8 protein-coding genes are annotated in these 11,114 nt (G+C 73.6%); 1 reads left to right on the forward strand and 7 read right to left on the reverse strand.

What is annotated here, in order from left to right:
• Nucleotides 1–127: 127 nt before the first annotated feature.
• On the reverse strand, nucleotides 128–871 hold the full coding sequence (locus tag J7F03_RS39875; protein ID WP_214958117.1) for an ABC transporter ATP-binding protein: 744 nt from the start codon (nucleotides 869–871) through the stop codon (nucleotides 128–130).
• 100 nt (nucleotides 872–971) lie between these two features.
• Nucleotides 972–1,889 (reverse strand): ABC transporter permease, encoded by a 918-nt coding sequence (locus J7F03_RS39880; protein WP_214958113.1) that lies wholly within the window; start codon nucleotides 1,887–1,889, stop codon nucleotides 972–974.
• A 133-nt stretch (nucleotides 1,890–2,022) separates the two neighbouring features.
• Between J7F03_RS39880 and J7F03_RS39885 the strand changes: the two genes are divergently transcribed.
• Nucleotides 2,023–2,658: a TetR/AcrR family transcriptional regulator gene (locus tag J7F03_RS39885; protein WP_214958114.1), complete on the forward strand. Its 636-nt coding sequence runs from the start codon at nucleotides 2,023–2,025 to the stop codon at nucleotides 2,656–2,658.
• A 57-nt stretch (nucleotides 2,659–2,715) separates the two neighbouring features.
• On the opposite strand, the gene J7F03_RS39890 is transcribed toward J7F03_RS39885, so the two are convergent.
• The 5 genes from J7F03_RS39890 to J7F03_RS39910 all read right to left on the reverse strand — a co-directional run.
• The gene (locus tag J7F03_RS39890; RefSeq protein WP_214958115.1) at nucleotides 2,716–4,965 is read right to left on the reverse strand and encodes a bifunctional glycosyltransferase family 2 protein/CDP-glycerol:glycerophosphate glycerophosphotransferase; all 2,250 of its coding nucleotides are present in this window, start codon (nucleotides 4,963–4,965) and stop codon (nucleotides 2,716–2,718) included.
• Nucleotides 4,966–5,095: 130 nt separating this feature from the next.
• The gene (locus J7F03_RS39895; RefSeq protein ID WP_251073195.1) at nucleotides 5,096–5,959 is read right to left on the reverse strand and encodes a carbohydrate ABC transporter permease; all 864 of its coding nucleotides are present in this window, start codon (nucleotides 5,957–5,959) and stop codon (nucleotides 5,096–5,098) included.
• Nucleotides 5,956–7,305 carry a carbohydrate ABC transporter permease gene (locus J7F03_RS39900; RefSeq protein WP_214958118.1) on the reverse strand — a complete coding sequence of 450 codons (1,350 nt, stop codon included), beginning with the start codon at nucleotides 7,303–7,305 and terminating at the stop codon, nucleotides 5,956–5,958. The genes J7F03_RS39895 and J7F03_RS39900 overlap by 4 nt, the downstream gene beginning before the upstream one ends.
• A 45-nt stretch (nucleotides 7,306–7,350) precedes the next feature.
• Nucleotides 7,351–8,748 (reverse strand): ABC transporter substrate-binding protein, encoded by a 1,398-nt coding sequence (locus tag J7F03_RS39905; protein ID WP_214958116.1) that lies wholly within the window; start codon nucleotides 8,746–8,748, stop codon nucleotides 7,351–7,353.
• Between the two features lie 159 nt (nucleotides 8,749–8,907).
• On the reverse strand, nucleotides 8,908–11,114 hold a 2,207-nt coding region (locus J7F03_RS39910; RefSeq protein WP_251073196.1), incomplete at its 5' end, for an FtsK/SpoIIIE domain-containing protein.

The following is an 11,114-nucleotide window of genomic DNA, read 5'->3' on the forward strand; positions in this document are numbered from 1 at the left end:
AGTTTCCGGGGGCCCTGAGGCGTCCTGTCCCCACGAATCTTGAAGTCCATCGCATCCCCTGAGCTGGGATGTTGCAACGACTCCTAGAACCCAAGGACACGTGTCCCGGCCCGCCCCTTCCGCGTGCTCAGCGACTCCTCGTGAACGCCTCGTACGCGTCGCAGACCTCCGCCGCGGGGCCGTCCATGCGCAGGACGCCCGATTCCAGCCAGATCGCCCGGTCGCAGGTCGCGCGGACCGTGCCGATGCCGTGGCTGACGAGGAAGACGGTGCCGGCCTGCTCGCGCAGCTCCTCGATACGGGCCTGGCTGCGCCGCTGGAAGGCGGCGTCGCCGGTGGCCAGGGCCTCGTCGATCATGAGGACGTCGTGGTCCTTGGCGGCGGCGATGGAGAAGCGCAGCCGGGCGCCCATGCCGGAGGAGTAGGTCCGCATGGGGAGCGAGATGAAGTCGCCCTTCTCGTTGATCCCGGAGAAGTCGACGATGCCCTGGCAGCGCTCGCGGATCTGCTGCTTGGTCATGCCCATCGCGAGACCGCCGAGGACGACGTTGCGTTCGCCGGTCAGGTCGTTCATCAGCGCGGCGTTCACGCCGAGCAGGGACGGCTGGCCGTGCGAGAAGATCCGGCCGCGCGCGACCGGCTGGAGGCCGGCGATGGCGGACAGCAGGGTGGACTTGCCGGAGCCGTTGGTGCCGATCAGGCCGATGGCCTCGCCCTTGTACGCGATGAAGCTGACGCCCTTGACGGCGTGCACCTCGCGGATGCCGGGGGCGGGTCCCCGGGAGAAGATCCGGCTCAGGGCGGCGGCGGCGCCGCCCTTGCGGGAGCCCGCGCCGTGCACCTTGTAGATGACGTGGACGTCGTCCGCGATGACGGTCGGTACGCGGGTGTCCGGGACCTGCGGGGCCGGGGCCGGCGCCGGGGCGGGGCCGGGGGTGGGGGTGGTGCGGGTCGGGGACGCGGTTGCGGTGTCAGCCACGGCCGTACTCCTCCTCAGCCTTCCAGAAGAAGACGAAGCCTCCGACGCCGGCGAGCAGGGCCCAGCCGAGCGCGATCAGCCATACGTGGTGCGGGAGCTGGCTCGCCTTGTACGAGCCGATGAGCGCGAAGCGCATCAGGTCGATGAGGACGGCCGCGGGGTTGAGCTCGAGAGCCGTCGAGACCCATTGCGGCAGGTGGGCCGTCCTGAGCATCGAGTCGATGGACCACATGACGCCCGAGGCGTACATCCAGGTCCGCAGGACGAACGGCATCAGCTGGCTGACGTCCGGGCTCTTCGCCCCGATCCGGGCCATCGTCATCGCGCAGCCGGCGCAGAAGAGGGCCGTCAGCAGGAGGGTCGGCACGGCGTACAGCCACTTCGGGCTGGGGGTCTGGCCGAAGGCGAGCAGCAGGACGATCAGCGCGCCCATGGTGACGAGCAGCTGTTGGAAGAGCTGGACGACGGTGGACAGGGGCAGGGAGGCGCGCGGGAAGTGCAGGGCGCGCACCAGGCCGAGGTTGCCCTGGACGGCTCGGGTCGAGGCGTTGACGCAGGAGCCGATGAAGTCCCAGACGAAGACGCCGGTGAGCAGGAACGGCAGGTAGTCCGGCACGCCGTGGCCGGCGTGCATGACGATGCCGAAGATGAAGTAGTAGACGGCCGCGTTGAGCAGCGGGGTCACCAGGTGCCAGACCTGGCCGAGGCCGGCCTCGCTGTACGTGGCGTGCATCCGGGCGGTGGCGTACGCGGTCACGAAGTGCCGCCGGCCCCAGAGCTGGGCGAGGTAGCGGGGGAGCGAGGGGCGGGCGCCGCTCAGGGTCAGGCCGTGGGACGCCGCCAGTTCGGCGAGGTGGTCCGGGGCCGGCCCGTCCTTGGACTGGGCGCGGGCCGGGGGCGCGGTGGTCACTGTCACGAGGGTCGCTTTCGACGGGGTCGGGGCGTCGCTGGCGATGGGACGGGTCCGTATCGTCGCTACGCTGAGGCTAGGTCGTCCAACGTCGGAACGCAACCGTATCGTCGTCGCCGGTTATGCTCTGCTCATGACCACCGAGCCCACGCCTGCCGCCGCCGCACCCGCCCCCGCCCGTAGAGCCCCCGCCGGGGCCGCCGTCCTGCGCGAGGACGTGACCGAGGCGATCCGGGCGGCCGTCCTCGGGGAACTGGCGACGGTCGGCTTCGCGCGGATGTCGATCGAGGGCATCGCGCGGCGGGCCGGCGTCGGCAAGACGGCGGTCTACCGCCGGTGGAAGTCGAAGCTGCACCTGGTGCTGGACCTGGTGGGGGCGTTCGCGGTGGACGGCCTGCCGGTGCCGGCGACGGGGTCGCTGTACGGGGACGTACGGGCGCTGCTGGAAGTCATGTCACACGTGCTGCGGCACCCGGTCGCGTCGGCGGTGATCCCCGACCTGCTGGTGGAGGCGGCGCGGAACCCGGAGATCGCGGACGCGGTGCGGGGGGCGCTGCTGGAGGGGCAGCGGCGGATGGCGGAGGGGATCATCTCCGAGGCGGTCTCGCGGGGCGAGCTGGCGGAGGGGGTCGATGCGGCGAAGGCGCTCGATCTGGCGATCGGGCCGCTGTACTGGCGGCAGGTGGTCGTTCGTGATGCCGTGTCGGCGGGCTATCTGGACGACCTGGCGCGGTCGGTGGTCGCCGGCCTGACGGCCCGCCCGTCCTGACGGACCCGGTCCCCGCGGTCCGGCGGGGCCGGCGGGGCCGGATGGCGCCGGCGGCGGTTACGGCCAGCGGCCCGCGGTGAGGTGGGCCAGGGTGGGTTCCGGGGCGGGCGAGGGGGCCGGCGGGGTGGGGTGGCGGTCTTCCAGGGGGACGACGGGGGACGCGGGCTCGCTCAGGAAGACGCGGCGGACCACCCGCTCCGCCGCCTGGCCGTCGTCGTACGTGCAGAAGCGGGCCCTGAAGGACGAGCGGAGCTGCGCCGAGCGCGAGCCCTGCCAGTGGCCCGTGCCGAAGATGTCCACCAGCTCGTCCTCGGTCCGGGCGATCGCGCCCGGGGGGAAGGCCCGCAGGTCGAAGTAGGTGCCGCGGGAGGCCTCGTACGCCTCCCAATCGTCCGCGTGGATCACGATCGGCCGGTCCAGCGACGCGTAGTCGAACATCAGCGAGGAATAGTCCGTCACCAACGCGTCCGAGGCCAGGCAGAGTTCCTCCACCGACGGGTGCGAGGAGACGTCCAGCAGGCGGGGGTGCGGGTCGGGGGACGGTGCCCCCGCGTACGTCAGGTGGCTGCGGGTCAGGATCGTGTAGCGCGGGCCCAGATCGCGCAGGATCCGCTCGAAGTCCAGGTGCTCCGGCCGGCTGCGCCGGTAGTCGCGGTGGGTCGGCGCGTAGAGGATCGCGGTGGAGCCCGGCGGGATGCCGAGGCGTTCGCGCAGTTCGAGGACGTCGGCCTGGGTGGCGCGGTGGAAGACGTCGTTGCGGGGATAGCCGTATTCGAGCGTGGTGTACGAGGACGGGACCGCCTTCTCCCAGACCAGCGTGGAGTGCCGGTTCGCGGAGAGCAGGTAGTCCCACTGGTCGGCGCCGCGCAGCAGCCCCGCGAAGTCCGTGGTCGGGGTGGCCGCCGGGCGGTCCTGCAGGTCGAGGCCGACCCGCTTCAGCGGGGTGCCGTGCTGCGTCTGGACGAGGATCTGGCCGGGGCGCTTGACCAGTGTGCGGTCGAAGTTGACGTTCGTGACGAGGTAGGTGGCGCGGGCCAGGGCCGTCCAGTACGCCGCCGAGCCCGGGCGCAGCAGGGTGGTTTCGCGGGGGAGCGTCGCGGCGTGTGACGGATCGCAGATCCATGCCGTGCGCATGCGCGGGGCGAGTTCGCGCAGCTTGGCCTCGATCGCTGCCGGGTTGCAGGCGTAACCGCCGTGCCAGTACGCGGAGAAGACCGCCAGTTCGGGGCGGAGCGGGAGCAGCCGCTGCGTGCGGTAGTGCAGGCGCAGGGCGCTCTCGCGCAGTCCCCGCCACGCCGTGACCCCGGCGCGGCCCGCCGCGAGCGAGGCCGAGCGGAGCAGGGAGAGGACGCGGTACGTGCGCCTCGTGCCCAGGCGCATCAGGAGGTGGCGGGTGCGGTCCGTACGGCTCAGGGACAGCGGCCGGGGGCCCGGGACGCGGTAGCGGCGCAGCAGGGCCGAGGCCCGGGTGAAGAACTCGGCCCGGGCGGTGCGCGGGAGCCGGCGCGGGTCCGCGTACAGGGAGCAGAAGTGCTCGGCCATCCGCCGGTGCACGACGGGCCGCCAGCGCTCCAGCTCGGGGCGGGTGGCGAGGTAGCCGAAGACGCGGTCGTACTGGTCGAAGACATCGAGGTGGCGGCGGCTGCTGGTGGTCAGGATCGAGCCGGTGCGGCGCTGGCGGTAGTGGACGCAGACCCGGTCCAGGACGGCCACGGACTCCGCCGCGAGGAGCGCGGGATAGGTCCAGGGGGTGTCCTCGTAGAAGCCGGGCGGGAAGGCGAGGCCCTCGCGCTCCACGTACTCGCGGCGGTAGGCCTTGTTCCACACGACCATCAGCATGCCGAGGAGGGAGGGGCGGTCCGCCAGGCGGAAGCTGGCCGGTCCTTCCTCGGACAGGTGGCGGGAGAGGCTGTTGCGGACCAGCTCGCCGGTCCAGAAGGTGCGCGCGTAGTCGTAGACGAGGATGTCCGGGGAGCCGGTGGCCTTCAGCCGGTCGGTGATCGCCTGGAGCGCGCCGGGGGCGATGGTGTCGTCGCCGTCGAGGAAGACCAGGTAGTCGCCGGTCGCCCGGGCCAGGCCCGCGTTGCGGGCCGGGCCCAGGCCCAGGTTGTGCGCCAGGTGCACGGCGGTCACCCGGGGGTCCCGGGAGGCGTAGTCGTCGATGATCGAACCGCAGGCGTCCGGGGAGGCGTCGTCGACCACGATCAGTTCGAGATCCGGGTACGACTGGGTCAGGACCGAGTCCAGACTCTCCTGGAGGTACGCCTGGACCTTGTACGCGGGCACGATGACGCTGAACCGGGGCACGGCACATCCAGGGGTCGGCGCGGGCATATTGCCCAGGAACCCCCGGCGTGGTGATCGGGTTACGCAGGGTGTGGCATTCGGGTTACGCAGCGTCAACCGAGCACGTCAACGCCGTGATCGAAAAGCCGGATCACTTGATCGCCCCCGCCATCACCCCCGACGTGAACTGCCGTTGGAAGGCGAAGAAGACGGCGAGCGGCACCACCATCGACAGGAACGCGCCGGGCGCCAGCACGTCGATGTTGTTCCCGAACTGCCGCACCTGCTGCTGGAGGGCGACCGTGACCGGCGGGTGCGCCGAATCCGCGAAGACCAGCGCGACCAGCATGTCGTTCCACACCCACAGGAACTGGAAGATGCCGAGCGAGGCGACCGCGGGGCCGCCGAGCGGCAGCACCACCCGCGCGAACAGCCGCAGTTCGCCCGCCCCGTCGAGGCGGGCCGCCTCCAGCAGCTCGCGCGGGATCTCCGCGAAGAAGTTGCGCAGCAGGAACACGGCGAACGGCAGCCCGAAGGCGGTGTGGAACAGCACCACGCCGGCGGTCGTCTCGAACAGTCCGATGGATCCGAAGAGTTCGGAAACAGGGATCAGCGCCACCTGGACGGGGACCACCAGCAGCCCGACCACGATCAGGAACAGCCAATCCCGGCCGGGGAACTCCAGCCAGGCGAAGGCGTAACCGGCGAACGCGCCCAGCGTCAGGACCAGCAGGGTCGAAGGGATCGCGATGGCAGCCGTGTTGAGCAGCGAACCCGTGACGGTGTCGTTCTCCAGCAGCCGCTCGTAGTTGCCGGCCGTCAGCCGGGACGGCGCGGTCAGTACCTGCCACCAGCCCTCCCGGTTCAGGTCGGTGGGGGAGAGGAAGGAGGAGACCAGCAGGCCGAGGGCGGGCAGCAGCCAGAACAGGCCGACGAGGACCAGGAAGACGCGCAGCGCCCCGCCGGCCGCCCGGGAGGCGAGGGACCATGTGCGTGTCGGTGTGCGCAGCCTCATCGACGGGCCTCCCGGCGCATGCGGCGGACGTTGTAGACCATGACGGGGAGCACCAGGACCAGCAGCAGCACCGCGATGGCGGAACCCAGTCCCGGATCGGCGTCCGTGCCGAAGGAGGTCCGGTACAGCTGGAGCGCGAGGACGTTGGCGTCGTCCTGGACCGCGCCCGGCGCGATCACGAAGACCAGGTCGAAGACCTTCATCACGTTGATGACGAGGGTGACGAGCACGACGGCCAGGACGGGCGCCAGCAGCGGGACGGTGATCCGCCGCAGCACCTGCCACTCGCCCGCCCCGTCCACCCGGGCCGCCTCCAGCAGCTCGCGCGGTACGGCGGCCAGCCCGGCCCCGATCAGCACCATCGCGAAACCGGCCCACATCCACACGTACGCCCCGATGACCGCCGGGGTCACCAGCGTCGGGCCGAGCCATTCGACCCCCGCGTACGCCTCCCGGAAGTTCGATGCGGGCAGCCGCAGCAGCGCGCCGTCGGCCGCGGCGGACAGGGTGAAGGTGCCGTCGGAGCGGGCGGAGGCCGAGTCGACCACCCGGCCGTCCTTGACCGCCTCGATCCGCAGCCCCGACAGCGCAGACTCGGTGGAGTCGACCGTGTTCGTGGCGCCGCCCCCGCCCCGGGTGAAGTCCTGCCAGGCCGTACCGGTGACCTTGCCGGGCTCGGCGGCGGCGGGCGTCGCCGTACGGGTCCCCGCGGGCAGGGCTTCCGGGGCGATGCCGACCAGCGGGAGCAGCGCGGGCACGCCCGCCCGTACCGGAGCGCGGGTCACGAACGCGCCCCCGTCGGACGGGACCAGCGGGGAGTCCCGGCCCGGCCGGGCCTTGGGGAAGGCCGAGGACTCGGCGAAGGTGTCGTGGACGCCGACCCAGACGGCGTTCGCGACGCCCCGGTCGGGGTCGGCGTCGTAGACGAGCCGGAAGATGATGCCCGCCGCGAGCATCGAGATGGCCATCGGCATGAAGACGATCAGCTTGAACGCGGTTCCCCAGCGCACCCGTTCGGTGAGGACGGCGAAGATGAGGCCGAGCGCGGTGGCGGTGGCGGGGGCCAGCACCACCCAGACCGCCGTGTTCTTCAGTGCGGTGCGGATCGTGTCGTCGAGCAGGATCTCCCGGTAGTTCCCGGCGCCGACGAAGGCGTCGCCGGAGCGGTCGAAGAAGCTGCGGTAGAGCGAGTAGCCGATGGGGTGCACGACGAGCGCGCCGAGCAGGACGAGGGCGGGCAGGAGGAACGCCGCGGCCGTCAGGCGGCGGCGCCGCGCCTCGCCGGCCTTCGAGGCGCGGGGGGCGGCGGTCGCGGAGGAGCCGCCGCGACCGGTCGCGGGGGTCACGGGATCGGCCGGGGTCGCGGTGTCGCGGTCGGGGGGAGCCACGGGTCAGTTCCCGTAGGCCTTGGCCGCGTCCGCCTCCAGCTTCGCCTGGGCACCCGCCACGTCCGACGGGTTCGCCAGGAAGTCCTGGAGCGCCTTCCACTCGCCCGCGCCCGGGGTCCCGCCGAAGGCCGCCGGCGCCTGGTCCGACATGTCGAAGCGGAAGTCGTCGCCCGCCGCGATCAGGGACTTGGCGATCTCGCGCTGGATCTCGTTCGGGTAAGCGGCCGGCTCCACCGACTTGTTGGGGGAGAGGAACCCGCCCTCGCGGGCCTGGATCCGCGCCGAGTCCGCCGAGGCCAGGAAGGTCAGCAGCGCCTGCGCTCCTTTGGAGGGCTTCAGCGCGACCGCCACGTCACCGCCCGAGACCACCGGGGCCTTGGCGCCCACCGAGGGGAAGGGGAAGACCAGGGCGTCCGTGCCCACCTTCGCCTCCGTCTGCGCGATGTTCACGGCCACGAAGTCGCCCTCGTAGACCATCGCGGCCGCCGGCCGGTCGCCGCCGGTGAAGGTCTGCGTCACCGACTTCGGGAACTCGGTCGCGAGCGCCCCGCTCTGGCCGCCGGCCAGGAAGTCCTTGCGGCCGAACAGCTCGGCGAGCGTGCCCAGCGCCTGCTTGACGCTGTCGTCCGTCCACTTGATCTGGTGCTTGGCGAGCTGGTCGTACTTCTCCGGGCCCGCCTGGGAGAGGTAGACGTTCTCGAACCAGTCCGTGAGGGTCCAGCCGTCGGCGCCGGCCACCGAGACCGCCGGAGTGCCGGACGCGGACAGCGTGTCGGCGACCGTGAGGAGTTCCTTCCAGGTCTTCGGGGGCTGCACGCCCGCCGCCTCGAAGGCCTTCGCGTTGTACCAGATCAGCGACTTGTTGGCGGCCTTGTAGTAGACGCCGTACTGGGTCCCGTCGACCGCGCCCAGAGTCTTCCAGCCGTTCGAGTAGTTCTTGTCGAGCTCGGCCTGCGCCTCGGCGCCGACCGGCTGCGCCCACTTGTTCTTCACCGCCGAGACGAGCGCCCCGACCTGCGGGAGCAGGGCCACGTCCGGCGGGGCGCCGCCCGCGATCTTCGAACCGAGGAAGGTGACGATCGGGTCCTGCGCCGGGACGAAGGTGACCGTGGCGCCGGTCCGCTTCTCGAACTCCTTCAGCACCTTGACGAAGTTGGCCTGTTCCGGGCCCGTCCAGACGGCGGCGACCTCCAGCTTCTCGCCGTCGAGCCGGGGTAAGGAGACGGCCCGCCCGCCGGTCGCCCCGTCGCCCTTCGGCGGGGCCTCCTTCTTGTCGCCGCCGCCGCACGCGGTGAGCGCGAGCGCGCCCGCCACGATCAGCGCGGCCCAGGCGCGCGTTCTCCTACGATCCTTCGCGCCGGTCTCCGTGCGGGTGTCCGTGCTCGCTCCGTGCTCGCGCATGGCTGTGCCCCCGATGCCTCGCTGGCCTTGGTGTGTCCTGCACCACAAGGTCTACGCCGCCCCGCGCACCCCCGCAATACCGCCTCGAGGCACACGCGACGGCACACGGCGCTCTCCCCGGGCGTCGAGAAACCTCCGCCCCCGCGGGGAGCGGAAGGGTCAGGGGGCGGGAGGGAACAGCACCGGTATCGCCGAGACCAGGTGGGAGGCCCGGTCCAGGGCGCTGGCCAGCAGTGCGAGGTCGGTGGGGCCGTTGCCCAGCTCGCGGACCGGGCGGCGGGCCGGCGGATCGCCCATCCGCTCCCACTCCACCGGCACCACAGTCGGCCGCAGGGTCGCCGTCCGGGGGATCCGGCCGGTGACCCGGCCGCCCTGGAAGGGGACGGTGCGGCCGTCGGCGTACCGGAGCAGGCCGCGGCCGGGGCCCGGCTGGTCGGGGGCGTCGAGCTCCACGCGCAGGGTGGTGAGCCGGGCCAGTTCGGTGTCGGCCGTCCGGTCCGGCCGGGCGCTGGTGGCCACCAGGTGCACGCCGAGCCGGGCGCCCTCGCGGGCCACCGCCTCCAGCGCGCGGACCACCGAACCGGCGGCGGGTCGGCCCGTGGCGCCCAGGCCCGGCGCGACCAGGGCGTCGAAGTCGTCGACGAGCACGACCAGGCGCGGCAGCGGGCTCGGGCCCGCGGCCGGGTCGGCGCGGGTGACCGACGAGCGCAGCCGCAGGGTGCCGGAGCGCTGGGGGTCGAGGTCGCCGCGCAGCTCGCCGGGGGTGGGCTGGCGGGGCGAGACCATCCGGTCGGAGACCTCGCGCAGCGCGTGCCACTCGGCGAACGGCACCCCGTCCAGGAGTTCCGCCCGCCGCTTCAGCTCGGCGCCCAGCGCCTGCGCGAACTCCCGCATGCGCAGCGGGTCCGAGGCGACCAGGTGGGCCGAGACGTGCGGCAGCTCGGTGCAGGGCAGCAGCCCGTCGCCGCGCTCGCCGCCGGCCCCGTCGAGCAGGACCAGGCCGAGGCGGTCGGGACGGGCGGCGGCGGACAGGGAGGCGGCGACGGAGCGGAGCAGCTCGGTGCGGCCGCTGCCGGCGGGCCCCTCGATCAGCAAGTGCGGTCCGTCGGTGACGAGTTCGGCGCCCACCGGCCCGCGCCGGCCGATGCCGAGCACGATCTCGGCGAGGCCGCCGACGCGCTGCCCCTGGTCGGTGGCGGCGGCCCAACGGGCCATCAGGGAGGCGGGGGTGGCCCGGGCCAGCCCCAACTCGTCCAGCAGCCGGGAGGTCTGGGGCAGGCTGGCGGCGGCGGGCCGGTAGCCCTCGGTGGCGGGGGAGTCGGCCTTGAGCGGGGCCAGGGCGCGGGCGAACCGCTCCGCCCAGGCCACCGAGACGGCGTCGGCGGTGGCCGTCGCGCCGGTCGCCGCCGGCTTGCCGCCGGAGACCGCGAAGGTCCGTACGGCCGTGGCCACGTCACCGCTGAGCAGGGCGGCGGCGCCGCAGTCACGGAAGGCGGGGGCGGCCGCGCAGGCCGCCTCGTACGTCTCGGCGAGGGGCGAGGCGGGCGTCGCGGCGGGGGCCTCGGCGAGGGCCAGGACGTGGATCCCGGCGGCCGGGCCGTGCGAGGCGAGCCTGCTGGTGACATCCCTGAGCGCCCCGGGGCCGGGATCCCCGTCGAGGACGAGGAGGGTGTAGGGGCCCCGGTAGCCGTACGAGGCCTCGCGGACCGCGTCCGCACCGGCGGCGGCCCAATGGGTGCCGAGCGGACCGTCGTCGAGGCGGCGGGTCAGCTCGCCGGTGCGGGCGGCCGCCTGATCGCGGTCGTACGCGAGCAGCAGCCGGCAGTCCTGCCCGTGCGCGGGCCGTACGTGGGGCAGCCAGCCGAGCCAGCCCCAGTCGCGGCGGCGTTCGGGGAGCGGGCGGGCCCGGTCGACGGCGACCAGCACGATCTCCAGGCGCTGGCCGGGGGCGTGCAGGGCGGCGAGCTGCGCGATCACCGACCGGGCCACGCCGGCCAGCCGGGCCCGAGGCCCGGCGATGCCGAGCCCGCCGGCCTCGCGGAGCGCGACCTTGCTGCCGGCGCCGAGCGTGACGTCGAGCCCGGGGGGCCCGGCCCACAGCCGAGGGGCCGGCCCCAGGGCGGCGAGCAGCAGTGCGGCCGGGTCGTCGGAGCCGGGCCGTACGGCGACGGCGGCCGCCGTCGAGGTCTCGGCGGGCACCTCCGCCTCCGCGGGCTCCTCCCCGCGCACCCACTTCCGCGCCCAGGCCCCGATCCCGCGCCGGGCCCCGCGCCGGGCCTCGCCGGAGCGGCCTTCGGCCCGGCCGGCCCCGGCGCCACCCTGGCTCCCGGGGCCGGGGCCGGGGCCGGGGCCGGGGCGGGGGCCGG

Origin of the sequence: Streptomyces sp. ISL-43, from assembly GCF_018614195.1 — a bacterium.
In the GTDB taxonomy this organism is placed as follows: domain Bacteria; phylum Actinomycetota; class Actinomycetes; order Streptomycetales; family Streptomycetaceae; genus Streptomyces.

Coding starts and splice junctions, on each gene's coding strand:
- J7F03_RS39905 (WP_214958116.1), bottom strand. CDS start 8,748: ATGCGCGAGCACGGAGCGAGCACGGACACCCGCACGGAGACCGGCGCG.
- J7F03_RS39885 (WP_214958114.1), top strand. CDS start 2,023: ATGACCACCGAGCCCACGCCTGCCGCCGCCGCACCCGCCCCCGCCCGT.
- J7F03_RS39895 (WP_251073195.1), bottom strand. CDS start 5,959: ATGAGGCTGCGCACACCGACACGCACATGGTCCCTCGCCTCCCGGGCG.